The sequence below is a fragment of the Mesorhizobium captivum genome, assembly GCF_033977165.1.
Taxonomy (GTDB): Bacteria; Pseudomonadota; Alphaproteobacteria; order Rhizobiales; family Rhizobiaceae; genus Mesorhizobium; species Mesorhizobium captivum.
Window position 1 is genome coordinate 72894 of sequence record NZ_JAVIJB010000013.1, and the last position, 24844, is coordinate 97737.

Below are 24844 nucleotides of genomic sequence, written 5' to 3' on the forward strand. Positions count from 1 at the left end.
ACCAGCCCCGGCTGCGGTTGCGGCTCCCGCTTCTCCGAATTTGGCGGTGTTGGACCAAACCGTGGCGATCACGCCTCCCGGCAGGGGCGTTCCGGCCAGATATGCCGCATTTTCAGGCATATGGGCCGGACGGCTGGATGGCATGTATGAAGGCAAGCTGGCCGTGCTGACGATTTCTTCGGGCGGGCAGGTGACGGTCAGCTATGCGTGGGGCGATGTGGCCGACTACAAGCCGGGGGTCGCCGACGGCGCCGGCAGGATTGTCGGAAACACATTGAAGCTTGGGCGCCTGCCGAATGGCGCTGACGCCACCTTTACGATGCAGCCCGACGGAACGCTGGCCGCCACCTATGCGCTCGCCGGCCAGACCTATAGGGGCCAGTTCGCCAGGCAATAGTCCACGCAACGGTAGTCGACGAGATTGTCACGGGCCGCACCTCGATCGCGGGAATTACCCTGGCAGTCCGCACGTCACCCTGCGACGTGCCGGCCAGGCTCGAATCGGCTATGCCTCCCCCATGCAGGAAACATCCCTCTACGCCCCGGTGAAGCGGTTCCTCGAGAGCCTGGATTTCACCGTCAAGGGCGAAGTCGGCGGCTGCGACATCCTCGGGCTACGCGACGGCGAGCCGCCCGTGGTCGTCATCTGCGAGCTGAAGCTGCAGTTCAATCTCGAGCTCGTCCTGCAGGGTGTCGATCGCGCGGCTGCCTGCGACGAGGTCTGGCTTGCCGCCCGGATGTCGGCGCGCGGCAAGGGCCGCGAGCACGACCGCCGGTTTCGCGCGCTCTGCCGCAGGCTCGGCTTCGGCCTGCTGGCGGTCGACGGAAAAGGCAAGGTCGAGCTGCTCCTCAGCCCCGCCGCCGTGCCGCCGCGGCGCGACCCGAGGCGGCGCTCGCGGCTGGTCGAGGAACATCACCGCCGCAAGGGCGACCCGTCCATCGGCGGCAGCACGCGAAAAAAGCCCATCATGACCGCCTACCGGCAGGAGGCGATCGCCTGCGCCGCCGCCATGGCCGATGGCCCGAAACGGCCGCGCGACCTCAAGGCCCTCACGCCACGCGCGGCCAGCATCCTGCTGCACAACTATTATGGCTGGTTCGCCAGGGCCGAGCGCGGCATCTACGTATTGACCGAAATCGGTCACACCGCCGTCCAGTCACATCGGCTCCTTGAGGGCCCGCTGGAGGTCGCTCCGTATCAGGCCGACCAGCTCGGCGTGAAGGTCGGCGCGTGAGCGGCTGCCGCCATTCTCATCGACTGAATAGGTTGGTGCGATCAGAAACGTTCGCGATAGTCGCGCGGGTTCGTGCCGAGGGCGCGCAGGAAGCCGCGTCGCATCGTCTCTTCCGAGCCGAAGCCGCAGCGCCGTACCGTCTGGTTCACGGCCAGTCCCTGTTCCAGCATCCGCCGCGCCGCCTCGATCCTTATCTCTTCGACCGCGCGGGCGGGTGTCCGGCCGGTCGCCTTCCGATAGTGACGGGAGAAGCTGCGTGGGCTCATATTGGCGCGTTCGGCTAATCTCGTCAGCGAAAGGTCGCCGCCCAGATTTTCGAGGATCCAGCCATGCAGTCTGTCGAAGCGCCCGTCGCCTTCCTGCAGCTTGAGGGTCTGGCTGAACTGCGCCTGGCCACCGGGACGTTTCAGAAAGACGACCAACTCGCGCGCCACCGCAAGCGCCATGCGTCGGCCAAGGTCGGCTTCGACGAAAGAAAGGGCGAGATCGATGCCCGCCGTCACGCCGGCGGAGGTCCAGACATTGTCGTCGCGAATGAAGATCGGGTCGGGTTCCAGGCGGACCGCCGGAAAGCGTTGGGCGAACTCCGCGCAGCGTCCCCAATGTGTAACCGCGCGGCGGCCGTCGAGCAGGCCCGCCATCGCCAGCAGCATCGCACCGCTGCAGACGGAAGCTGTGCGGCTTGCATCGCGCGAGCGGCCGATGATCCACTGGACAAGCTGAGGATCCTCGCATGCCGCGTTGACTCCCCATCCGCCAGGCACGAACAGCGTGTCGATCTCCAGCCCGCGCGTCGGCAGCGCCGCGGTCTCCAGCACGAGACCGGCTGACGTCCTGATCCTGGGGGAAGCGGCGACGACCACGACCTCATAGGCAGCCGGCTCGCCGGCCTGCGTCCTGAAGTCGTTGGCGCTGGCGAAAACTTGGAGCGGTCCGCTGACATCGAGGAGCTGGACGTCGGGATAGGCAAGGATTTCGATGCGGCGCATTGGTTTGGCCTGAAACGAGGGATGATTGGCGATCTCGCCAAAGCATGATGCCGTAAATTGGCCGAAGTCAACCTGCGGGAGATTTCCATGACCCTTCGTTTCGGCATTCTCGTATTCCCCAATGTCCAGCAGCTCGATCTCACCGGCCCCTACGAAGTCTTGGCGTCGGCAAAGGACGCCGAGGTGGAATTGATCTGGAAGGATCGCGATCCGGTGGTCTCATCGACGCGTCTTTCCCTCACGCCGACGGCGACCTTCGACGATTGTCCGCCTCTCGACGTGCTGTGCGTTCCGGGCGGCGGAGGCGTCAACGCGCTGCTGGAGGACCAGGCGGTTCTCGACTTCGTCTGGGAGCGCGCGGCGCAGGCGCGTTATGTCACCTCGGTGTGCAGCGGCGCCCTGGTGCTCGGCGCGGCCGGGCTGCTCAAGGGCAAGCGGGCGACGACACATTGGTATGCGCATGATTTCCTTGAAGAGTTCGGGGCAATTCCCGTCGATGAGCGAATCGTGGAGGACGGCAAGCTGATCACCGCCGGCGGCGTCACCTCCGGGATCGATTTCGGCCTGGCGCTGGTCGCAAGGCTGCTCGGTCAGGCCGAGGCCGAAACGGTGCAGCTCTCGCTCGAATATGCGCCGGCGCCTCCCTTCCGCTCCGGCACGCCCGCGGAGGCTTCGCCTGCTGTGCTGGCTGAGGCGAAAGAGCGGCTTGCGGCTTCGCGGCGGGCCCGCGAGGAAATGTTTGCCCGTTGGCGCAGCGCTCGCGCGGCCACCGCACCGGCGCGTATTCACGGCTGATAGAATCGGCTCGAACAGTGCGATATCCGCACCGCTCGGCCCGGCCTCGTTTCGGCGGTTGACTCCGCCCTCGGTCTATGCAGAAATTGGTTGGACCATTGAACCACTTTCGGTGAACTCCGGCGTGACCGACAGCCTGCCGCCCATCCAGACGACGGCCCGCGATGATGCGGTGCTGAAGGCGTTGGCCAGCTTCGTCCGGCAGGAAGCGCTTGGCCCGGGCGAAAAACTGCCGACCGAGCGCATTCTGGCCGAGCGCCTCAAGGTCAGCCGCAACACCGTGCGCGAGGCGCTGACGCGCTGGGAGGGGCTGGGCCTCGTCGAGCGGCGCCAGGGCAGTGGCACCTATCTCAAGGCGGCGGTCTCGCCGGACATGCTGCACATGCCGCTGACATTGGCCGGCGGCAACGACTTCGCCGGACTGATGCGCACGCTGGAGATCCGCCGCGCGCTGGAGGCCGAGGCGGCAGCACTTTGCGCCGTCCGCGCCGGCAAGGCCGAGATCGCCGAGATCGAGCGCAAGCTCGACATCATGGAAGAAGCCTTCCACACCCGCGCCGGCATGTCTTCGGAGGAGGACTGGGAGTTCCACCAGTCGGTCTACCGCGCTTCCGGCAATCCTCTCTTCGAGCAGATCATCAGCGCCATGCATGAGCTGTTCCACCGCTTCTGGGAGCATCCGCTCGGCGTGCGCGACTTTGGCCATGCCAGCTTCCCCTATCATCGGACGATTTTCGATTGCATCGCCGCGCGCGATCCGGAGGGGGCCAGGCGCGAAGCTCTGAAGCTCATCGCCACGGTCGAAAACGACCTGAAGCGCGGCGCCGCCAACCTCAAACTTTCGGACGGCAAATGAACGAGCACCCGACCGCTTTCGACCCGGCCGCTTTGGCCAGCGACTACCTCGGCGAGGCGGCGACGCTTCTGGCGCATGACGATCCGTTCCCCGGCGGCGCCGTGGTGCCGCCGATCTACCAGACCTCGCTGTTCACCTTCGCCAACTATGCCGATATGGCCGACACTTTCGCCGGCCGCCGTCGCCAGCCGATCTATTCGCGCGGCGACAACCCGACGGTGATGGAGTTCGAGGCGCGCGTCGCGGCTTTGGAAGGCGCCGAAGCAGCTCGCGGCTTCTCCAGCGGCATGGCGGCGATCAGCGCCACGGTGCTCGCCTTCGTCGGCGCCGGCGAGCGCATCGTTGCCGTGCGCAACTGCTATGGCGACGCCTACCGGCTGTTCGAGCGGCTGTTCCCGCGCTTGCAAATCAAGGTCGACTATGTCGACGGCTCGGACCCGGACGCGGTGGCCGCGGCGCTTCCCGGCGCCAAGCTGCTCTACCTCGAAAGCCCGACCTCGATGATGTTCGAGCTGCAGGACATCGCCCATCTGACGCGGCTGGCGAAAGAGCAGGGCATCGTCACCACCATCGACAATTCCTGGGCCACGCCCGTCTTCCAGAAGCCGATCGCGCACGGCGTCGATCTGGTGCTGCATTCGGCCTCGAAATATCTCGGCGGCCACAGCGACACCGTCGCCGGCGTGGTGGCGGGCTCCGCCGCCCACATCAAGCACATCAACGAGCAGACCTATTCCTCGCTCGGCGGCAAGCTGTCGCCCTTTGAGGGCTGGCTGCTGCTGCGCGGCCTGCGCACACTGCCGCTGCGCTTGCCGCATCACATGAAGAGCGGGCTGACGCTTGCCGAGCGGCTCAAGGCGCATGGCAAGGTCGAGCGGGTCAATCACCCCGCCTATTCCAATCATCCCGGAAAAAAAACATTAGCCGGCTATGCCGGGCTGTTCTCCTTCGAGGTCACGGAGGATGTCGACATTCCGGCTTTCGTCGATGCGCTGAAGCTGTTCCGCATCGGCGTCAGCTGGGGCGGCCATGAAAGCCTGGTCGTTCCGGCAAAGGCCTCGCTCGAGCAGACGCCGGGTCTCAATTCGATGGCGCGCTTCGGCGTCAGCCCCCGAACCATCCGCTTCAATGTCGGGTTGGAAAACGTCGAGGATCTCTGGGCGGACGTCGTCCAGGCCTTCGACAATGCAAAAAAATAACGGGTGTTCAAAATGGGAGTACCGAACATGAAAAGACTGACAGTCATGCTGGCCGCCGTCGCCGGTCTGGCGATTTCCGCCAGCGGCGCGCTGGCCGATACCACCGTCAAGATGGTCGAGGTCATCACCAGCCCGCCGCGCACCGAATTCCTGAAGAAGCAGATCGCCGAGTTCGAGCAGGCCAATCCCGGCATCAAGGTGGAGCTCGTCTCGCTGCCCTGGGGCCAGGCCTTCGAGAAATTCCTTACCATGGTCCAGGCCGGCGACACGCCCGACGTCGTCGAGATGCCGGAGCGCTGGATGGGCCTCTATGCCAATAACGGTCAGCTCGAGGACCTCGGCCCTTATATGGCCAAATGGGACGACGCCAAGACGCTCGGCGACCGCGCCAAGCAGTTCGGCTCGACCGTCAACAACACGCAGTTCATGATCCCTTACGGCTATTATGTGAACGCGCTGTTCTGGAACAAGAAGCTGTTCAAGGAAGCGGGCCTCGATCGTCCGCCGGCAACCCTCGACGAGTTCGTCGAGTTCTCCAAGAAGATCTCGGCCATCCCCGGCAAATATGGCTACTGCCTGCGCGGCGGCCCCGGCGCCTTCAACGGCATGCACATGTTCATGAACATCGCCGACGGCAGGGGCGGCTATTTCACTGAGGACGGCACCTCGACGATCAATGACGAGGGTTCGGTCAAGGGCCTGCAGATGCTGGCCGACATGTACAAGAACGGCCTGGCGCCGAAGGACTCCGTGAGCTGGGGCTTCAATGAGACGGTGACGGGCTTCTATTCCGGCACCTGCGCCATGCTCAACCAGGATCCGGACGCGCTGCTCGGCATCGCCGACAAGATGAGCGCCGACGATTTCGCCGTGGCGCCATTGCCGGTCGGTCCGAGCGGCAAATCCTATCCGACGCTGGGCTATGCCGGCTGGGCGATGTTCGCCAACTCGCAGCACAAGGACGAGGCCTGGAAGCTGATGGCGACGCTCTTGTCGCCCAAGGACAATCTGGAATGGGCCAAGGAAGTCGGCGTCGTCCCGATCCACAACGGCGCCGACCAGGACGCCCATTTCAAGACCGAGCAGTTCAAGGGCTGGTTCACAGAGCTCAGCGACAGCTCCAAATATGAAATGGTGACGCCGCCGACGCATCTCGAGAACCTCGGCAACTTCGTCGACCAGGTGGCGATCAAGAACTTCCAGGAAGTGCTGCTCGGCCAGAAGCCGGCCAAAGACGTGGCCGACGAATGGGCCAAGTTCCTGACCAAGGAGCAGCAGGACTGGATGGCCAAGAACAAGAAGTGACCTTCCTTCTCCCCGTTCACGGGGAGAAGGTGGCCCCAAGGGCCGGATGAGGGGCGGCGCCAGACTTTCGTGAGCTCGCGCTGCCCCTCATCTGCCTGCCCTCCTCCGCAGCAGCTGCGCTGCTCCTACGAAGGGTGAACCGGCATCTTCTCCCCGTAGAACGGGGAGAAGGAACTTGTTGCCACGCCGGCCCCCAACTCCCAACGCGAGCACCGTATGACCTACGCAGTGTCCGAAATCCGATCCGCCGGCCGGCCGCGAAAGAAGCGGCTGACCAAGGCCGCGATCGAGCCATGGCTCTATCTTTCGCCGGCTATCGTCCTGCTGGTCGTAGTGCTCTTGGTGCCGCTGATCATCGGCATCAGCTATTCCTTCCGCAAATTCTCGGCCTTCAAGTCGGAATATATCGGGCTCGGCCAGTACCAGGCGATGCTCTCCGACGCCGTGCTCGGCCAGGCGCTGATCAACACGCTGTGGTGGACGGTCGCCAGCCTGTTCTTTCAGTTCTTCCTTGGACTTGGCCTGGCCCTGCTTCTCGACAAGCCGTTCTACGGCCGCAGGATAGTGCAGGCGGTGGTGTTCCTGCCCTGGGCGGTCCCGTCTTTTCTCTCGGGCCTCACCTGGGCCTGGCTGTTCAATCCGATCATCGGGCCGCTGCCGCACTGGCTCTATGCTCTTGGCCTGAAGGCCGAGCCGACCAATGTGCTCTCCGATCCGGCCACCGCCATGTGGGGACCGATCGTCGCCAACATCTGGTTCGGCATTCCCTTCTTCGCCATTACGCTGCTCGCCGCACTGAAGTCGATCCCGTCCGAACTGCATGAGGCGGCGGCCATCGACGGCGCCTCGCCCTGGCAGCGCTTCACCAAGGTGACGCTGCCCTTCCTGGCGCCGACCATCGTCATCACCGTCATGCTGCGCACCATCTGGATCGCCACCTTCGCCGACCTGATCTTCGTCATGACCGAGGGCGGGCCGGCGGGCTCGACCAGCACGGTGCCGGTCTACATCTACGTCAGCGCCTTCAAATCGTTGGATAAAGGCTATGCTTCGGCCGTCGCCGTGTTGTTGCTGGTGCTGCTCATTGCCTACGCCATTGGTCTGATTGCCATCCGCCGCACGCTTGTGAGGCACGTCTGATGATCGCCGGACGCTCCACCTCCTCGCGTATCGCCGGCGGCATCGGACTTTACCTGGCCGTCGCGGCATTTGTGGTCTTCGCGCTGTTCCCGATCTTCTGGACATTGAAGATCTCGGTGACCCCGGAGCGGCTGCTCTATTCCGAAGGCATCACCTTCTGGCCGTCGCAAATGACGCTCAAGAACTTCGCCACCGTGCTCGAGGCCTCCGACTTCCCGCGCTATTTCCTCAACAGCGTCATCGTCTCGGTGTCGACCGCGGCTCTGGTCACCGTCATCGCCACGCTGGCCGGCTATGCCATGTCGCGCTTCACCTTCCGCGGCAAGGCGACTTTAGCCATCCTGCTGCTGCTCACCCAGACCTTCCCGCTGGTCATGGTCATCCCGCCGATCTACCGCATCATGGGCGACCTCGGCCTCACCAACAGCCTGATCGGGCTGATCATCATCTACACCGCCTTCAACACCGCCTTCGCAACCTTCCTCATGCAGTCCTTCTTCGACGGCATCCCGAAGGACCTGGAGGAAGCGGCGATGATCGACGGCTGCACGCGCGCTCAGGCCATGCGCAGGGTGATCGTGCCGCTCACCTTGCCGGGCATGGGCGCCACGCTCGGCTTCGTCTTCACCGCCGCCTGGAGTGAATTGCTGTTCGCGCTGATGCTGATTTCCAGCGACGAGCAGAAAACTTTTGCGGTCGGCCTGCTCACCTTCATCGGCAAGTTCGCGGTCGACTGGGGGCAGATGATGGCGGCGTCCATCCTGGCGCTGATCCCCGTCTGCATCTTCTTCGCCTTCCTGCAACGCTATCTCGTCACCGGCCTCACCGCCGGCGCGGTCAAAGGATAATCGATGGCCTCCGTCACGCTGCAACATGTCGAGAAGGATTACGGCGCGCTGCGCATCCTGCATGGCGTCGATCTCGAGATCGCCGATGGCGAATTCGTCGTGCTGGTCGGCCCGTCCGGCTGCGGCAAGTCTACGCTTTTGCGCATGATCGCCGGCCTCGAGGAGGTCACCGGCGGCGAGATCCGCATCGGCGAGCGCCTGGTCAATGATGTCGCGCCCAAGGATCGCGACATCGCCATGGTGTTCCAGTCCTACGCGCTCTACCCGCATATGGACGTCTCCTCCAACATGGGCTTCAGCCTGATGCTGAAGAAGGCCGAGAAGACGACGATCGACGGCAGGGTCGGCGCCGCCGCCAAGCGGCTTGGGCTGGAAAGCTTCCTCGGCCGCCTGCCGCGCCAGCTCTCCGGCGGCCAGCGCCAGCGCGTCGCCATGGGCCGCGCCATCGTGCGCGACCCGAAGGTCTTCCTGTTCGATGAGCCGCTGTCGAACCTCGACGCAAAATTGCGCGTCCATATGCGCGCCGAGATCAAGGCGCTGCATCAGCAGCTCAAGACCACCTCTGTCTATGTCACCCATGACCAGGTCGAGGCCATGACCATGGCCGACCGCATCGTCGTCATGCATGACGGCTATGTGCAGCAGGTCGGGCATCCGCTGGAGCTTTACGACCGGCCGGCCAACACCTTCGTTGCCGGCTTCATCGGCTCGCCCGGCATGAACTTTTTGCCGGCAAAAGTCGCCAAGGCCGGCAAGGTGGATGCAGTGCTGGCCGACGGCCAGAAGCTCCGTCTGCCCGACGGCCTGCCTTTGACGGACGGCGATGCGCTCACTGTCGGGTTGCGGCCGGAGCACATCAGGCTCGTCGACGACGGCGCCCTCAAGGCCGAGGTCGAAGTGGTCGAGCCGCTCGGCCTGTCGACGCAGTTCTATGTCAGGCTGGCCAACCAGCAGGCCTGCATCTTCGTCATGGGCCGCAGCAATGTCAGGCCAGGCGACACGGTCCGGCTGTCAGCCGACCCGGCGGCGCTGCATCTGTTCGATCCGGCGAGCGGAAACCGGATCGGGTAAGCCCGCGGATCAGCGCCAGCGGAAGGCATCCAGAGTGTAGTCGGGCCACGCGCCGAGCTCTTGGAAAAGCCCGGTCAGGTCGCCGGCATCGGCCAATATCCCCGACTTGACCAGCGCGGTCGCCACGCCGGCAGCGCGGCCTCCCGCGATATCGTGCTCGACGCTGTCGCCGACGCAAATCACGTTGCCGCGCGCCGGATATCCCGCCAGCGCCAGCGCCGCCTCATAGATCGCCGGATCGGGCTTGCCGATACGGGTGACGCTGCCGCCGAGTCTCTCGTAGAGATCGGCAATTTCGCCGGCGCCGAAGCGCGGCCCAACCGCGGTCAGCATGATCCGGTCGGGATTGGTGCAAAAGCATGGCACCCGTCGCGCCGCGATCGGGCCCAGCAGCGTGCTGTAATAATCGAAACCGTAGCGGTCGCCCTCGCTGGCGGCGAGCAGCACCAACTCTGCGTCGTCGCCGCGTTCGGTCAGGGTCAAGGGCAAGCCATCGATCGCCGAACGGTCGCCGTCGCGGCTGATCAGCAGGCATTTTGTCCCCGCTCGCAGCGCGCCCGAGCCCACCATGTCCTTGAAAATGCGCCAGGCGACCTCGCCGGACGAGACGAAATAGTCCCAGCTTCCCGGCTCGAAACCGAGCTTCAGCAGCCGCCGTTCGTTGGGCTCCGCCCGCCTGCCGGAATTGGAGACCAGCACCACCGTCTTGCCGGCGCGCTTCAGTGCTGACACGGCTTCGACCGCGCCCGGATAAGCCCGCTGCCCATCGTGCAGCACGCCGAATTGGTCGAGTAGGAACACGTCGTAGCGTTCGGCGAACGCTCCGATCCCATCGAGATGCCTGGCTTGCGTCATGCTCACAGCAGCCCGGCCTCCGTTGCGCCCATCAGCGCCAGCCGCGCCGTACCAGCGGCCGCCTCGTCGGAGAGCGCCGGCAGGAAAGCCACACCAAGTTTGCGTCGCCGGATCTCGGTCCAGGCGGCATTGGCGGCCCCGCCGCCGACGCTGCGTACCGATGTCAGCCGGGGCGCGCCGAGTTCGGCAAGCCTCTGGTAGCCGAGCGCTTCGATAGCCGCGATGCCTTCAAGCATAGCCTTCAGGTAATCGGCATCGGATTCCGGCCTGGGCAGAAGGCGCGGCTTGAGCGTCGGATCGGCAATGGGGAAACGTTCGCCGGCCGAGCCGAGCGGATAATAGTCGAGGCCGGTCTCGGTCGCGGCGTCGATCGCGGCGCTGAGCTCGATGATGCGCGCGAGAGAAAAATGCTGGGCAAGCGCCCTGCCGCCGGTGTTCGACGCGCCGCCGGCCAGCCAGACGTCGCCGAGCCGGTGGCTGTAGATGCCGTAGCGCGGCGCGAAGATCGGCCGGTCGGACAGGATCTTGATGGTCAGCGACGATCCAAGCGCGGTGACGCCGTCGCCCGCGGCGGTGGCCCCGGTCGCCAGGAAAGAGGCGCAGCCATCCGTGGTGCCGGCAACCACCACCACGTCGCGCGGCAGGCCGAAAAGGCCGGCGGCGGCAGCCGTGAGCCTGCCTGTCACGCTGCCTGGCCTGGCGACTGCGGGCAGCAGATCCATGCGCATGCCGAGCTCTGCGATCCAGTCAGGCCAGCGGCGCTTCTCGGCATCATAGCCGGTCTTCAGGCTGTTGTTTTCGTCGCTGACGTCGAAGCGGCCCGAGAATTGACCGGCGATCCAGTCGGCCTGGTGCAGCACCGCATGGATGCCGGGCAGGCGCTGGAACCGGAGCGCCTTGGCAAGGCCGGATGTCGCCCCATGCGCGGCGCTCGCTTCCGGCGCCGCGCCCGCGATCGCGGCGAGGATGGCGTCGTCCGAGACCTTGTCGTTGTACATCAGCGGCTCGGCCAGCGGCCGTCCGGCGCCGTCGGTCGGCAGCAAGGTGCCCGACGTGCCGTCGACGGCGATCGCGCGCACCGCTCTGCGATCGATGTGCGAGAAGAGCGCTTTCAGCATCGCCTCGACCGCGGCCCGCCAGACAAAGGGATCGCGGCCGTTCGCGCCAAAGCGCTCGAGCGGCACGGCGGCGCGCGCGGCGATGGAAAAATCCGCATGCATGGCGACGGCGCGCGACCCGGAGGTGCCGATGTCGATGCCTATGACGAGCGGCGCCATTCGCCTAACCCGCGGTGTTAAGTTTCTGGCGATACTGCTCGGCATCCCAGTTGATGAGCTCGTCATTCTCGGCGGCGGTGAGATAGTTCAGCCGCGCCGCGGTGTCGATCCGGGCGGTGACATCGGCAAGGCAGCGCTGCATGGCGTCAGCGCCGGAGCTGGCATCGCCGCGCATCAGCACGCCGACACCGGGAAAGAGGATCGCGGCCGGGTTCGCGCGCAGCCGGGCGACGACGTCGGCAACCTGCTCGCCGAGCCTTGCCACCGCCGACCCCTGGCCGAGGAAGATGACATGGTCGGGATAGAGGCTGCCGGCTTCGGCCATGCGGCGGCTGTCCGCATCGAGCGCCACCGCATGCGCCTCGACATCCGCCGGCACTCTGTAGCCGCTGCCGCCGGCAAGCGCCGTCAGCGCCGCGACATCCGGTTCCGCCGCCATTCGCGCCGGGCGCGCCAGGAGCGATCTGACCCGATGCAGCAGGCGCTCCGCCTCGGCCACGGTCTCCGCGGCCACGACCAGCCCGTGATTGCCGAGGATCAGCACGTCGACGCCGGGTCGAAGCCGTTCGGCAATGCCCTGGGCAAGCGGCAGTCCCGGCCGGCGATAGGGAACATAGGCCCATTCGATGCCCTCGAGACGCCGCGCGGCCTCGCTTTCGCAATCGGCCTGGACTGCAAGCGAGATCGTGTCGACGCAGTGGACATGCAGCACGACCCGCTGCGGCATCAGCGCGTGCACGGTGGTCTCGATCGACGGACGCAAGCCGCGTGGATTGAGGGCGCCGATCGCAAAAGCCTGCGGCTTGTCGGCGGCCGGATCGCGCCGTTCGACGGCCTCGATGAGGGAGCCCATCGCCACCGGCACCATGATGTCGTCCGACAGCGCGTCCCTCAGCCAGGTGCCGGAGGCCTTGATCCACAGCGTGTCGCCGGCCTTCAGCGAGGTGTTGCCGCCGGCCGCCTGGGTCAGATGCGGGTTGCCGCCGATCCTGGCCGAAAGCGCCCGCAGGGCGACCAGTTCCTGTGCGTCAGCTTCGGTCGCCATGGCGCTTCTCCTCCAACGGCTTGCCCTGGTTCTCTCGGGCCTGGTTCTCGCACGATCTCCCGTCCTCGGGAGCAATGGCGCTGATATCGCAGATGCGAGCGATCTACGTCAACTGTGATCTAGTGTCGTCACAACCGGCTTGCAATCTGGCTAATGTTGAGTAAGTTGCACCAACTGCCGTGGAAAACGGCATTTAGGGAGGAAAGAGTTGAGCGATTCCGGCCGCCAGCGTCAGATCGTCGAGCTTTTGCGGGATCGCCCCTTTGCATCGGTGCGCGAGCTGCAGGAGCGGCTTGGCGTTTCGGCCGCGACGGTCAGACGCGACATCGACAAGATCGACGAGGCCGGTGAGGCGCGGAAGGTCTATGGCGGCATCTCTGCTCTCGATGGCGCTGCCCATGCCGGGGTCGCCTATGCCAGGCCCTATGACGAGAACCGCGATCTGGCGGTGGACGCCAAGCGGCAGATCGCCGCCGCCGCCGCCACCATGGTGCGCGACGGCGACGCTGTCATCGTCCATGGCGGCTCGACCTGCTTCCATCTCGGCGTCAAGCTTGCCGACCGCAACATCCGCCTCTTTACCAATTCCATGCCGCTCGCTGCCTATCTCAGCGACCACGGCCATTGCAGCCTGACCATCGCCGGCGGCGATCTGCACCGCGAGCCAGGCATCATCCACTCGCTTACCCAGGCCGTGCCTTTCTACGCCTCGAAATTTTTTCTCGGCGCACAGGGCCTCGGCCATGAAGGCGTGCTGGAATCGCATCCGCTGCTGGTGCGCTCGATCGTCGATCTCAGCCTTTGCGCCGACCAGATCGTGGTGCTGGCCGACAGCCGCAAGCTGTCGATCCACGCCCGCAATGTCGCGCTGCCGCTGTCGCGCGTCGGCACGCTGGTGACCGATGACGGCCTCTCCGATGCCGATGCGCGCATGCTGGAAGATGCCGGCGTCACCGTGCGCATCGCCTCGTCCTTGGGAGCCGTCCAGTGAAGATGGCGGTGCTCGATTTCGGCAAGACCAATTCGAAGCTGTTCGTCTTCGGTCAGGACGGGCGCATCGTCGACGAGCGGCGCACGAAGCCCGACTGGGTGCGCAAGGGCGGCCTCAGCGTGCTCGACGAGTCGGCGCTGCATGATTGGGCGCTCGATGCCGTCAGCGAAGCTGCCGACGGTCATGGCATCGAAGGCCTGATGGTGTCGGGCCATGGCTGCACCTTCGCTCTGGTCGATGAGACGGCGCTGACGCATCCGATACTCGATTACGAACAGGAGCCGCCGGCCGAAATCGCCGCGCGGATCGACCGCCGCATTCCCGATTTCGCCGAGACCTTCTCGCCGCGCCTGCCGCTCGGCTTCAACTACGGTCGCCACATGCTCTGGCTGAAAGAGGTCGAACCCGGCGCCTTCACCGCGGCGACGGCGATCCTCGGCTATCCGCAATATTGGAGCTGGCGCTTCGGCGGCCGTGCCGTTTCGGAAGTGTCCTATCTCGGCTGCCACTCTCATCTGTGGGCGCCGCGCAAGCGCGACTTCTCCTCTCTGGTCGACGCCGAAGGCTGGCGCGGCAAGATGCCCGCCTTCGCGCGCGCCGGCGCCGTCACCGGCGAGCGACGCCTTGGTCAAGCCGGCAGATCGGTTGCCATCCACAATGGCGTTCACGACAGCAACGCCGCGCTCCATACCTATCGGCGGCAGGAACTCGGGCCGCTCACCGTGGTATCGACGGGCACCTGGGTGATCGTGCTCAATCCGGACTGCCCGATCGATGCGCTCGACGGCGACCGCGACATGCTGGTCAATGTCGATGTCGATGGCGGTCCGGTTCCCACCGTCCGTTTCATGGGCGGGCGCGAATTCGCCGTGATCAGCGGCAACTGGCAGGGCGCGATTGCGCCGGCCTCGATACAGCGCGCGATCGACGTCGGCGTCATGGCGCTGCCGAGCTTTGCGCCGGGCGGCCCGATGCCCGGCCGAACAGGTGAAATTGTTGGGCGCGTCTCTGATGCCGAGGAACGCGCGGCTGTGGCGCTGCTTTATGTGGCGCTGATGATCGATCTGTCGCTCGACCTGATCCGGTCGCGAGACGCCGTCATCGTCGACGGCGGCCTGAACGCGGGCGGCCTTCTTGCCGGCCTGTTGGCCGCGCTGCGTCCCGGCCAGTCCTTCCTGCAGGGCGCCACGCTGGAAGGCAGCGCCACGGGCGCGGCCGCTCTCGCCTTCGAAAGCGTCGGCCGCGAGTTCGCCGCCGACACGCCGGAGCCGGTGCGTGCCGCAAGCTTCAAAGGCCTTGCCGGCTACCGCGACGACTGGCGCGGCCTCCTTGCCGAGCGCGGCATCGCCGCTTCGGCGGGAGGCGCGCCATGACCGCCGTCGCCCGCGTCGAGGCAACGCAGCGGCCGGTCTTGGAGATGCGTCACATCTCCAAGACCTTCGGTCCCATCCGCGCCCTGCAGGATGTGTCGCTCGCCGTCAATGCCGGCGAGCTGCATGCGTTGATGGGCGAGAACGGTGCCGGCAAGTCGACGCTGATGAAGGTGCTGTCCGGCGCCTATCGGCCGGACGCCGGCGGCGAGATCCTGATCGATGGCGCGCCGGTCGCCACCGGCGATCCGATCAAGGCACGCGCCCATGGCATCGCCGTCATCTACCAGGAGCTGTCGCTGGCGCCGAACCTCACCGTGGCGCAGAACATCTTCCTCGGCAACGAGCCGCGCAGGTTCGGCATCGTCGATCGCGACCAATGCAACCGGCGCGCCAAGGAAATCGTCGAACGGCTTGGCGTCTCCTTCTCGGCGCGCGCCCTGGTTTCCAGCCTGTCGCTCGGCGAGCGTCAGCTGGTCGAGATCGCCCGCGCGCTGTCGACCAGCGCCCGCATCATCGTCATGGACGAGCCGACAACCTCGCTGACGTCGCGCGAGACCGACAGGCTGTTCGAGGTGATCGCGACGCTGAAGGCCCAAGGCATCGCCATCATCTACATCAGCCATCGCATGGAAGAGGTCTACCAACTCGCCGACCGCGTCAGCGTGCTGCGCGACAGCGGCTATGTCGGCACGCTGGAGCGCGCCGATCTCAACGCATCGCGCCTGGTCTCCATGATGGTCGGCCGCGATTTGTCGGCCTTCTACAAGAAGGACCACCGGCCGCCGGACAGCAAGCGCAAGGTGGCGCTGTCGGTGCGCGGTATGTCGGACGGCAGGCTGCTGAAGAATTGCTCCTTCGACCTTTACCACGGCGAGGTGCTGGCGCTGGCGGGGCTGGTCGGCTCCGGCCGTACCGAGCTCGCCAGGCTGATCTTCGGCGCCGACCGGCGCAGCGCGGGTGAGCTGGAGCTTGACGGCAAGCCGATGGCCATCGCCTCGCCGCGCGAGGCGCTCGATGCCGGCATCGCCTATCTCACCGAGGACCGCAAGGAGCTCGGCCTGTTCCTCGACATGTCGATCTCGGACAACATCAATATGGGCGTGCTGGCCAAGGATGCGCGCCCCGGCGGTTTTCGCGATTTCGCCGCCGCCGACCGGCGTGCCGCAAAGGCAATCGGCGACCTCTCGATCCGCACCGGGTCAGCGCGGGCCAATGCCGGGTCGCTGTCGGGCGGCAACCAGCAGAAGGTTCTGCTCGCCCGCCTGCTGGAAACCGAGCCGAGGGTCGTCGTCCTCGACGAGCCGACGCGTGGCGTCGACGTCGGCGCCAAGTCGGAGATCTACCGGCTGATCGACAATCTCGCCAACAAGGGCATCGCCATCCTGATGATCTCCAGCGAACTGCCGGAAGTGATCGGCGTCGCCGATCGGGTGCTGGTGATGCGCGACGGCGCCATCGCCGGCGAGGTCACGGCGTCCGCGGGCGAGCCGCTTCGCCAGGAAGCGATCATGGAACTTGCGACGGGAGCGGCCCAGGAATGATCGACAGGATGACCGACGGCACGACGGCGACGGCGGACCAGGCGGCGGTCAGGAGCCGGCGGCTGCGCACGGCCTTCGCCGCTCTCGGCATGCTGCCGGTGCTGGTGCTGCTTGCAGCCGCCTTCCAGCTCATCAATCCGCGCTTCCTCACCGGCACCAACCTGCTCATCGTCACGCAGCAATCGTCAATCAACATCGTGCTTGCCGCCGGCATGACCTTCGTCATCCTTACCGGCGGCATCGACCTCTCCGTCGGCTCGATCCTCGCCGCCTCGGCGATGGTGGCGGTGCTGGTATCGCTGGTGCCGGACTGGGGCATGCTCGGCATTCCCGCCGCCATTCTGATCGGCCTCGGCTTCGGCGTCGTCAACGGGCTGCTCGTCGCCTATATCAGGCTTCCGCCCTTCATCGTCACGCTGGGCTCGCTGACCGCGGTGCGCGGCGTCGCCCGCCTGCTCGGCGAGGACACGACGGTCTTCAATTCCGACCTGCCGTTCGACTTTATCGGCAACGGCTCGCTGTTCGGCATTCCGTGGCTGGTCATCATCGCGCTGACGGTGGTGGTGCTGTCCTGGCTGGTGCTCAAGCGCACCGTGCTCGGCACGTGGATCTACGCCGTGGGCGGCAATGCCGAGGCGGCGCGCCTCACCGGCATCAAGGTGCCGCTGGTATTGCTCTTCGTCTATGGCGTCTCCGGTCTGCTCGCCGGTCTCGGCGGCGTCATGTCGGCGGCGAGGCTCTATGCCGCCAACGGCCTGCAGCTCGGCCAATCCTACGAGCTCGATGCCATCGCCGCCGTCATTCTCGGCGGCACCAGCTTCGTCGGCGGCGTCGGGTCGATCTGGGGCACGCTGATCGGCGGGCTGATCATCGCGGTGCTCTCCAACGGGCTCATTTTGGCCGGTGTCTCGGACATCTGGCAGTACATCATCAAGGGATTGGTCATCATCGTGGCGGTCGCCCTCGACCGTTACCGGCTCCAGGCCGGAGCAAGAACGTGATTGACCTTGGTCGCCGGCCCAAACGAGCCGGGTTGTGTGTAACGCACCGTGAGAGGCGCGGGGCAATCGGAGGAAGCAAGTAAATGAAGACCATCGCCAAACTGCTCTGCTGCGCTGCCCTCGCGGGCCTCGCCATTGCGCCGGCATCGGCCAAGGACCTTAACAAGGTCGGCATCTCGGTCGGGCTGCTCGGCAACCCCTTCTTCGTCGCCACCATCAAGGGCATCGAGGACGCGGCCAAGAAGATCAATCCCAAGGTCGAGGTGACGTCGGTGTCGGCCGACTACGACCTCAACAAGCAGGTCTCCCAGGTGGACTCCTTCATCGCCGCCGGCGTCGACGTGATCATGCTCAACGCCGTCGATGCCAAGGCGATTGCGCCTGCCGTCAAGAAGGCCCAGGCAGCCGGCATCGTGGTGGCGGCCTTCGACGTTTCGGCGCCAGGAGCGGACGTGACCGTTATGACCAACAACGTCAAGGCCGGCGAGGAGGCTTGCCAGTACCTGGTCGACCAGACCGGCGGCAAGGGCAACTACGTCATCCTCAACGGCCCCGCCTCGTCGTCGATCCTGGAGCGCGTCAAAGGCTGCAAGAACGTTCTTTCGCAGTATCCGGATATCAAGGTTCTGTCCGACGACCAGAACGCCGAAGGCTCGCGCGACGGTGGCCTGAAAGTGTTCCAGTCGCTGCTCACCCGCTTCGACAAGATCGACGCGGTGTTCGCCATCAACGACCCGACGGCGATCGGCGCGCAGCTCGCGGCCAAGCAGCTCAACCGCTCGGAATTTATCTTCACCGCGGTCGACGGCGCGCCCGATATCGAGAAGGAGTTCGCCTCCGGCACCTCAATGATCAAGGCGTCGGCCTCGCAGGATCCGTATGTCATGGCCGGCCAGTCGCTGACGATGGCGGCGGAGGTGCTCGCCGGCAAGAAGCCGGCCGAGCCGACTGTGCTGCTCGACCCGAAGCTCATCACCGCCGAGAACCTCAAGGACTACAAGGGCTGGACGGCGGCCCGCTAACGCTGCTCCCAAGGCTGGCGCGGCCGGGTCGACCCGGCCGCGCCATATCCCATCGGACGGAGACGATCATGTCGCGCATTGGAATCCACTCTTTCGTCTGGTCGGCGAGCTCGGCGCAGGCGGACCTCGAACGCACGCTGGCCAACACCAAAGAAGCCGGCTTCGACCTGATCGAGTTCTCCTATCTCGACCCGGCCAATGTCGATATCGGCAAGCTGGCCGGGCGTATCGCCGATCTCGGCCTCGGTGTCGCGATCAGCATCGGCCTGCCGGGCGACGGCGACATCTCCAGCGCCGACAAGGCGGTCGCCGCGCGCGGGATCGATATTCTCAACCGCACCATCGCGCTCACGCGCGATCTCGGCGGCCAAAAGGTCGGCGGCATTCTCTCGACCAGCCACGGCTTGCAGACCGAGGCGCCGACGCGCGACCAGTGGAACCGCAGCGCCGCGATGCTCGCCAGGGTCGCGGAGACCGCCAAGGCGGCCGGAGTCACGCTCAACCTCGAAATCGTCAACCGTTTCGAAAGCAACCTGCTCAACACCGCCGCGCAAGGGCTCGCCTTCATCGAGGACACCGGCTCCGACAACATCTTCCTGCACCTCGACACCTTCCACATGAACATCGAGGAGGCCGATGTCGGGCTGGCCATCCGCCATGCCGCGAAGAAGATCGGTTATGTCCATATCGGCGAGAGCCATCGCGGCTTCCTCGGCACAGGCAGCATCGACTTCGCGGCGATCTTCGATGCGCTGACGGCCATCGGCTATAGCGACGATCTCAGCTTCGAGTCCTTCTCATCGGAAATCGTCGACGAGAACCTGTCGAGAAAGACGGCGATCTGGCGCAATCTGTGGACCGACAACATGGAGCTCGCCCGCCACGCGCGCCGCTTCATTGGCGTCGGCCTGGAGACGGCACGCCGCAAGGCCGAGCTCGCTTCAGCATCGCAAAAGCCCTGAGGCCTTCGAGAACGTCGAGAGGTGAATTGCGGCATTGGAGCGCCATGCTCTGCTCAAGCAATTCCAGGAAAGTGTGAAACGGTTTCCGTACGGAGTTGCGTCAAAACAAGAGCGGTTCATTGTTTCCGCGAAACAATGAACCGCTCTAGACTCCGGTTGATTCGCTTCGACAGGGAACGGCATGAGCAAGGCTCTCGGCACTTTCGCGTTGGTCACGGTGTTGAGCGCCCTGCTGATGGCGCTTTCGCTGGCTGTCGCCAGGCATGGCTACCCATACGGCGCCTTCGGCATGAAGCGTCTCGACGGCATTGCGGATGCGGGTTCCTTCCTCGCCATTGCCGCCATCTATTTCTTCAGCGCGCTGCTGATGATGATCCTGCCCATCCGCGCTGCCGGCATCGTGCTCACCCATGCCGCCGACGCGATCTTCTGGGCTGCGATTGTGTTGTTCGCCACCATCGTTGGCTCGCTTCTCGCCCGATTTGCTTTCGGCCAGGGAAGCGCGCTCTGGGCGCTTCTCAACTGGCGCTTTCTCTTCGTCGCGGCGATCGTGGTGGCGCATCTCACCATGAACGAGCTTCGTCGCAACATCCTGCTCAGAAGCCTGTTCTTCGTCATCTTCGCCGCGGCCACGCTCGCCTGCCTGTTCTGGTCGTTCTCCGTGTAACGGTTTTCCGTCCGGGATGGCGTAAAAACAGACAGGGCGGCCCATCTGTTTATGTCGTGACAGGTCGTCGCGGTCGAAGCCGATGGACTTCCACCGCCGCGCGCCTACCTTTATCGAAAGCTCTCGGGTAGACCTTTCGGCGGACAATGCGTATATCATTTGTCTGACAAATGAGCGGCGCTTGCCGCCCCGCCAATCTCGAAGAAATAAGCCAATCTCGAAGGAAAAAAAGATGACCGTGCTCCGCAAGAACCTGATCGACGGCGAGTGGCTGGGCGAGGCCGGCTCGCGCAACATCAACCCGTCGAACACCAACGATGTGGTCGGCGAATACGCCTCGGCCGGGCCTGAGGAAGCAAAACAGGCGATCGCGGCCGCCAAGGCAGCCTTCCCCGCATGGTCGCGCTCCGGGCCGCTGGCCCGCCATGCCGTGCTGAAGAAGACCTCCGACGAGATCATGGCGCGCAAGGACGAGATCGGCCGCTCGCTGGCGCGCGAGGAAGGTAAGACGCTGGCCGAAGGCGTCGGCGAGACCATCCGGGCAGCGCAGCTCTTCGACTTCTTCGCCGGCGAGACGCTGCGGCTGTCAGGCGAGCTGGTGCCGAGCGTGCGGCCGGGCGTCGGCGTCGAGATGACGCGCGAAGGCGTCGGCGTCGTCGGCATCATCACGCCGTGGAATTTCCCGATCGCTATTCCCGCCTGGAAGATCGCCCCGGCCCTCGCCTACGGCAACACAATCGTCTTCAAGCCGGCGGAGCTGGTTCCCGAAAGCGCCTGGACCATTGTCGACATCCTGCATCGCGCCGGCCTGCCCAAAGGCGTGCTGAACCTCGTCATGGGCAAGGGCTCGGTGGTCGGCCAGGCCATGCTCGACAGCCCCGACGTCAATGCCATTTCCTTCACCGGCTCGGTCGGCACGGGAAAACGCGTCGCCGCCGCAAGTGTCGAGCATATGCGCAAGTTCCAGCTCGAGATGGGTGGCAAGAACCCGCTCGTCGTGCTCGATGACGCAGACCTGGCGGTTGCTGTCGACTGCGCGATCAACGGCGCCTATTTCTCGACCGGCCAGCGCTGCACGGCGTCCTCGCGCCTCATCGTCACCGAAGGCATCCACGACCGCTTCGTCGACGCCGTGAAGGAGCGCCTGGACAAGCTCGTCATCGGCGATGCGCTGGACGCCAAGACGCAGATCGGTCCGGTCGTCGACCAGACCCAACTGAAGCAGGACGAGGACTATATCGCGATCGGCCGCCAGGAAGGCGCCGAGCTTGCTTTCGGCGGCGACCGGCTGGAGCGCGAGGCGCCGGGATTCTACCTGAGGCCGGCGCTGTTCCTCGGCTCCACCAACGCCATGCGCATCTCGCGTGAGGAGATTTTCGGCCCGGTCGCCAACGTAATCCGCGTCAAGGACTATGACGAGGCGCTGGCTGTGGCCAACGACACGCCGTTCGGCCTGACTTCCGGCATCTGCACGACGAGCCTGAAGCACGCGACGCACTTCAAGCGCAATTCCGAAGCCGGCATGGTTATGGTCAACCTGCCGACGGCGGGCGTCGATTTCCATGTTCCGTTCGGCGGCCGCAAAGGCTCGAGCTATGGCCCGCGCGAGCAGGGCCGTTACGCCATGGAGTTCTACACGACCGTGAAGACGGCCTATACGTTCGCCGGCTAACGGGCGGCTCAATGATGTCGGACCTTGCCGGAATGGCCTGGCTCAACCCGCCGCCGCACCATGTGTTCGGCGACGGGACGCTCCATGTCCGCACCGGCAAGGAGACCGATTTCTGGCGTGAGACCTTCTACGGCTTCCGCCGCGACAACGGCCACTTTCTCTACCGGCCGGTCGCGGGCGACTTCAGCGCCGAGGTCACGATCAAGGGCGAATACGAGGCGCTCTACGATCAGGCCGGGCTGATGCTGCGCCTGAGCGAAACGCACTGGATCAAGGCCGGCATCGAATACACGGACGGCCTCGCCTATTTCTCCGTCGTCGTCACCAACGACAGGTCCGACTGGTCGCTGGTCGCTATTCCCCCGGGCCCGAACGGCGTCCGGATACGCCTGACCCGTCACGCCGAGGCGATCCGGGTGCAATATCTCGATGCGTTGGACGGCCATTGGAAACCGGTGCGGCTGGCCTATTTCCCGACCTCGCGCAGCGTCGATGTCGGGGTGATGTGCTGCTCGCCGCAGCGCGAAGGCTTCGAGGTCACCTTCTCCGACTTTGCGGTTGGTCCGCCGATTTCCAGGGACTTGCACGGCTGATTGCGCCAAAACCAATTCCAGGAAAACCCGTAACCGTTTTGGGCCGGAATTGCGTGAGAGCGGCTCAGCGGCTCGCGGCTTGGAACCGGCCACGGTCGGCGTCTCCCAGCCCTTGGCGCACCGCATCGCGGATCGCCTCCGGCCCGAACCGGGACCACGCGCCGTCATAGGCTCGGGCCCGCAGGCTGGCCATGCGGACGCGGTCCAGGCACAGCTCGACCGCCAGGCGGGCAAGATCTTCGTTGCTCTCGGACAACAGCACCTCTTCGCTGTCGATCAGGCCGAGGCCTTCCACAGCCAATGGCGTTGCGATGACCGGGACGCCCCAGGCCATCGCTTCGAGTATCTTGATGCGCGTGCCGCCGCCCATGGCGAGCGGGACGATCGTCAGATGGGCGGCGGACAACAACGGCCTGGTGTCGTCCGGGTCCTCGACCAGGCTGACCCCGTCCAGCCGTGCCAGGGCACGAACGGGCGGCCGGCGAGAACGAGCTTCGCGGTCGGCAACGCCTGCCGGACGCGCGGCAGGACGGCGAGGGCCAACCGCTCGGCGGCGTCGATGTTCGGCGCATAGCCCAGATGGCCAACATAGAGGATGACTGGAAAGCTATCGGAGATGGCCGGCTGTGGCGGCAGCGTCCGTGGCATCAGATCGGCTCGCGGGATACCGTTTGGCACAAGGTCGACGGGTATTGCGGGCCCGACAAATGCCTCCAGCCGCTCGCGGTCCAGCTGCGAGCAGATCCAGATCCGGTCGACGATGGCAGCCGCCCTTCTTTCAAGTGGCCTGACGCCGGACGAAAACGGCCGCCACCTCTTCTTGCGCGGCAACTGATCGGCGAGGTCGGATTCGACATTGTGCATGTCGAGAATGAGTTGCCGGGCCATCGGCCGCAAGGGAGCGAGAAGTTTGAACAGCGCAATGCCTTCGACGATGATCGTGTCCGGTTGGAAGTCCTGAACCAGCGCCTTGAGGCGCGCCAGGGCCGGAAGCGCTATCCGGCTCTCGCCCTGCATCCTGCGCCAGCCAAGCGAAGGCGCCCGCCGCTCGGACAGACTGGTTAGCTGAGCCACGCGGATGTCCACGCCGGCTGGGTGGGCTTCGCCGATGCGCGGCGCAAGCGAGGCCAGGCAGACCGGGCCGAAGGCGGCGGCAGCCATGGCATTGCCGAAATTCCTGAGATCACCGCCGGATGTGGGCGGAAAGGGCGGGTCGTGGCAGACAATCAGTGTTCGTCGCAAACCGGTCCACCCTCACTCCATAGCCCGGCGGTGTCGTTGGAACCGGTGCTCTTGAGACCCGCCCCCCTGTGAACTCCTCTGGCCAGGCCGTCAAGCTGTGATGCCAGTCTCGCTGCCGGTACCGGCTGGCCGGCGTCGCAAACGTTGGACAGCTGCATGCCCGCGTTCCATTGATGGTGCCCGGACGCTAGAGCATGTCTCCCGAAAGTGGGAACCGGTTTCGGGACAAAGACATGCGTAAAATCAGAAACCTAAAGCGCACGGAGCGAAATCTGAAAGATCGCGACGCGCTTTAGATGTCCATCCGGTGCTGGAAGAACTGCAGGAACAATTCGCGCTCGGTGGTGATGTCGAGCTTCTCATAGATGCGGCGGCGGTGGTTCTTCACCGTGCCGACGGTGATGCCGAGCCGCCCGGCGATATTGGCGGTCGGATGGCCGGCGAGGATAAGCTGCACTAGCTCGCGCTCGCGCGATGAAAGCTCCGGCCAAAGGCCTGCTGGGATGCTCGGCTTCTGCTGCGGCGAGGCGCCGGGGCCGCTCGGCGCCGAGGTGCGCGAAAAATCGCTGCCGCGCGCCTTTATGTCGAGCGCATGCAGCGCCTCGAACACCGGCAGCCGCTCGGTGAGCAGCGCGATCTCGCTGTCCCTGAACGATATTTTCGAGCGATCGAGGAAGATGCCGAGGCACCAGTCGCCACCATCGGCAAGCATGATGCCGACCTCGTCGCAGATTTCCGATTGCGCCAGGAAGCCGGCAATGTACTGGCCGCGCTTGGCCTCCTCGTCGGCAAGTCCCTTGAGCGGCATGATGCCGAGCCGTCGCTCGCGCCGCCACGAGGCGTAGAAGGGATCGAAGACGTAGTAATTGTCGAGGTAGCGCCGCACCATCTCGTCGGAGAAGCGCCGGTGCTTGACGAATTCCGGCGTCCTGGTCGCTGAATAGCGTGTCACCGTCACCAGGTCATGCGCGATGTCGGCGCCGATCAGGTCGATCAGGCAGTCGACATGCCTGTCGGTGCCGGTGGCGGCGATCGCCTTGGCCAGCGGCGCCCAGATATTGCCCATGCGCATGCCCTTTTCTCGGCGAACCGTGCCGCGCGGTCATTGTGCCTTTAGGCATATGGCGCGGTCCGGCTCGTCGAATCTAGCCTGTGGTCATTCTCG

The 24844-nt window shown here is 65.3% G+C and carries 25 protein-coding genes; 18 read left to right on the forward strand and 7 right to left on the reverse strand.

All coding sequences use genetic code 11. The annotated features are described in order from the left end of the window. Positions 1-61: 61 nt before the first annotated feature. Together RFM40_RS13640 and RFM40_RS13645 are read left to right on the forward strand one after the other, a co-directional pair. Positions 62-397 carry a hypothetical protein gene (locus RFM40_RS13640; RefSeq protein WP_320226096.1) on the forward strand — a complete coding sequence of 112 codons (336 nt, stop codon included), beginning with the start codon at positions 62-64 and terminating at the stop codon, positions 395-397. A 121-nt stretch (positions 398-518) separates the two neighbouring features. After that, positions 519-1235: a DUF2161 domain-containing phosphodiesterase gene (locus RFM40_RS13645; RefSeq protein ID WP_320277670.1), complete on the forward strand. Its 717-nt coding sequence runs from the start codon at positions 519-521 to the stop codon at positions 1233-1235. A gap of 41 nt (positions 1236-1276) precedes the next feature. Here the strand turns inward: RFM40_RS13645 and RFM40_RS13650 are convergent, their stop codons facing one another. Beyond that, positions 1277-2224 (reverse strand): GlxA family transcriptional regulator, encoded by a 948-nt coding sequence (locus RFM40_RS13650; protein ID WP_320226098.1) that lies wholly within the window; start codon positions 2222-2224, stop codon positions 1277-1279. A gap of 87 nt (positions 2225-2311) precedes the next feature. Here RFM40_RS13650 and RFM40_RS13655 point away from each other — a divergent pair, with 87 nt between their 5' ends. The 7 genes from RFM40_RS13655 to RFM40_RS13685 all read left to right on the forward strand — a co-directional run bounded on the left by RFM40_RS13655 (position 2312) and on the right by RFM40_RS13685 (position 9438). Beyond that, positions 2312-3019, forward strand: a complete 708-nt coding sequence (locus tag RFM40_RS13655) for a DJ-1/PfpI family protein (protein ID WP_320226100.1) — start codon at positions 2312-2314, stop codon at positions 3017-3019. 124 nt (positions 3020-3143) lie between these two features. After that, positions 3144-3875 carry a FadR/GntR family transcriptional regulator gene (locus RFM40_RS13660; RefSeq protein ID WP_320226101.1) on the forward strand — a complete coding sequence of 244 codons (732 nt, stop codon included), beginning with the start codon at positions 3144-3146 and terminating at the stop codon, positions 3873-3875. After that, on the forward strand, positions 3872-5074 hold the full coding sequence (locus tag RFM40_RS13665; RefSeq protein WP_320277671.1) for a PLP-dependent transferase: 1203 nt from the start codon (positions 3872-3874) through the stop codon (positions 5072-5074). Before RFM40_RS13660 ends, RFM40_RS13665 begins: the two co-directional genes overlap by 4 nt. A gap of 27 nt (positions 5075-5101) precedes the next feature. Continuing rightward, entirely contained in the window at positions 5102-6379 is a 1278-nt protein-coding gene (locus tag RFM40_RS13670) for an ABC transporter substrate-binding protein (protein ID WP_320226103.1), read from the forward strand. A gap of 216 nt (positions 6380-6595) precedes the next feature. Next, entirely contained in the window at positions 6596-7519 is a 924-nt protein-coding gene (locus RFM40_RS13675) for a carbohydrate ABC transporter permease (protein WP_320226104.1), read from the forward strand. Continuing rightward, positions 7519-8367 carry a carbohydrate ABC transporter permease gene (locus tag RFM40_RS13680; protein WP_320226105.1) on the forward strand — a complete coding sequence of 283 codons (849 nt, stop codon included), beginning with the start codon at positions 7519-7521 and terminating at the stop codon, positions 8365-8367. Before RFM40_RS13675 ends, RFM40_RS13680 begins: the two co-directional genes overlap by 1 nt. 3 nt (positions 8368-8370) lie before the next feature. Further along, on the forward strand, positions 8371-9438 hold the full coding sequence (locus RFM40_RS13685) for an ABC transporter ATP-binding protein (RefSeq protein WP_320226106.1): 1068 nt from the start codon (positions 8371-8373) through the stop codon (positions 9436-9438). A gap of 9 nt (positions 9439-9447) precedes the next feature. Here the strand turns inward: RFM40_RS13685 and RFM40_RS13690 are convergent, their stop codons facing one another. The 3 genes from RFM40_RS13690 to RFM40_RS13700 are packed head-to-tail and all read right to left on the reverse strand — an operon-like array spanning position 9448 to position 12615. Further along, complete coding sequence (locus RFM40_RS13690; protein WP_320226202.1) at positions 9448-10293, reverse strand: TIGR01459 family HAD-type hydrolase; 846 nt, start codon at positions 10291-10293, stop codon at positions 9448-9450. 2 nt (positions 10294-10295) lie between these two features. Continuing rightward, positions 10296-11570: an FGGY-family carbohydrate kinase gene (locus RFM40_RS13695; RefSeq protein ID WP_320277672.1), complete on the reverse strand. Its 1275-nt coding sequence runs from the start codon at positions 11568-11570 to the stop codon at positions 10296-10298. 4 nt (positions 11571-11574) lie between these two features. Further along, positions 11575-12615: a class II aldolase/adducin family protein gene (locus RFM40_RS13700; RefSeq protein WP_320226109.1), complete on the reverse strand. Its 1041-nt coding sequence runs from the start codon at positions 12613-12615 to the stop codon at positions 11575-11577. Between the two features lie 208 nt (positions 12616-12823). Here RFM40_RS13700 and RFM40_RS13705 point away from each other — a divergent pair, with 208 nt between their 5' ends. The 9 genes from RFM40_RS13705 (at position 12824) to RFM40_RS13745 (ending at position 22437) form a co-directional block, all read left to right on the forward strand. Next, complete coding sequence (locus tag RFM40_RS13705; protein ID WP_320226111.1) at positions 12824-13606, forward strand: DeoR/GlpR family DNA-binding transcription regulator; 783 nt, start codon at positions 12824-12826, stop codon at positions 13604-13606. After that, a complete protein-coding gene (locus RFM40_RS13710; RefSeq protein WP_320226112.1) occupies positions 13603-14979 on the forward strand; it encodes an FGGY-family carbohydrate kinase in 1377 nt (458 codons plus the stop codon). The genes RFM40_RS13705 and RFM40_RS13710 overlap by 4 nt, the downstream gene beginning before the upstream one ends. Further along, positions 14976-16520, forward strand: coding sequence for a sugar ABC transporter ATP-binding protein (locus RFM40_RS13715; protein WP_320226114.1), 1545 nt, complete (start codon positions 14976-14978; stop codon positions 16518-16520). The genes RFM40_RS13710 and RFM40_RS13715 overlap by 4 nt, the downstream gene beginning before the upstream one ends. Then, positions 16517-17521 carry an ABC transporter permease subunit gene (locus tag RFM40_RS13720; RefSeq protein ID WP_320226116.1) on the forward strand — a complete coding sequence of 335 codons (1005 nt, stop codon included), beginning with the start codon at positions 16517-16519 and terminating at the stop codon, positions 17519-17521. The genes RFM40_RS13715 and RFM40_RS13720 overlap by 4 nt, the downstream gene beginning before the upstream one ends. Positions 17522-17604: 83 nt before the next feature. Beyond that, complete coding sequence (locus tag RFM40_RS13725; RefSeq protein ID WP_320277673.1) at positions 17605-18543, forward strand: ABC transporter substrate-binding protein; 939 nt, start codon at positions 17605-17607, stop codon at positions 18541-18543. 68 nt (positions 18544-18611) lie between these two features. Continuing rightward, on the forward strand, positions 18612-19505 hold the full coding sequence (locus RFM40_RS13730; protein ID WP_320277674.1) for a sugar phosphate isomerase/epimerase family protein: 894 nt from the start codon (positions 18612-18614) through the stop codon (positions 19503-19505). A gap of 181 nt (positions 19506-19686) precedes the next feature. Beyond that, complete coding sequence (locus RFM40_RS13735; protein WP_320226119.1) at positions 19687-20172, forward strand: hypothetical protein; 486 nt, start codon at positions 19687-19689, stop codon at positions 20170-20172. Between the two features lie 232 nt (positions 20173-20404). After that, on the forward strand, positions 20405-21844 hold the full coding sequence (locus RFM40_RS13740; RefSeq protein ID WP_320226120.1) for an aldehyde dehydrogenase family protein: 1440 nt from the start codon (positions 20405-20407) through the stop codon (positions 21842-21844). A gap of 11 nt (positions 21845-21855) precedes the next feature. After that, positions 21856-22437 carry a DUF1349 domain-containing protein gene (locus RFM40_RS13745; protein WP_320226121.1) on the forward strand — a complete coding sequence of 194 codons (582 nt, stop codon included), beginning with the start codon at positions 21856-21858 and terminating at the stop codon, positions 22435-22437. Between the two features lie 64 nt (positions 22438-22501). On the opposite strand, the gene RFM40_RS13750 is transcribed toward RFM40_RS13745, so the two are convergent. The 3 genes from RFM40_RS13750 to RFM40_RS13760 all read right to left on the reverse strand — a co-directional run bounded on the left by RFM40_RS13750 (position 22502) and on the right by RFM40_RS13760 (position 24751). Next, positions 22502-22900 carry a glycosyltransferase gene (locus RFM40_RS13750; RefSeq protein ID WP_320277698.1) on the reverse strand — a complete coding sequence of 133 codons (399 nt, stop codon included), beginning with the start codon at positions 22898-22900 and terminating at the stop codon, positions 22502-22504. Next, positions 22825-23598 (reverse strand): glycosyltransferase, encoded by a 774-nt coding sequence (locus RFM40_RS13755; RefSeq protein WP_320277675.1) that lies wholly within the window; start codon positions 23596-23598, stop codon positions 22825-22827. The genes RFM40_RS13750 and RFM40_RS13755 overlap by 76 nt, the downstream gene beginning before the upstream one ends. A gap of 373 nt (positions 23599-23971) precedes the next feature. Next, positions 23972-24751: a helix-turn-helix transcriptional regulator gene (locus RFM40_RS13760; protein WP_320271703.1), complete on the reverse strand. Its 780-nt coding sequence runs from the start codon at positions 24749-24751 to the stop codon at positions 23972-23974. Between the last annotated feature and the right edge of the window lie 93 nt (positions 24752-24844).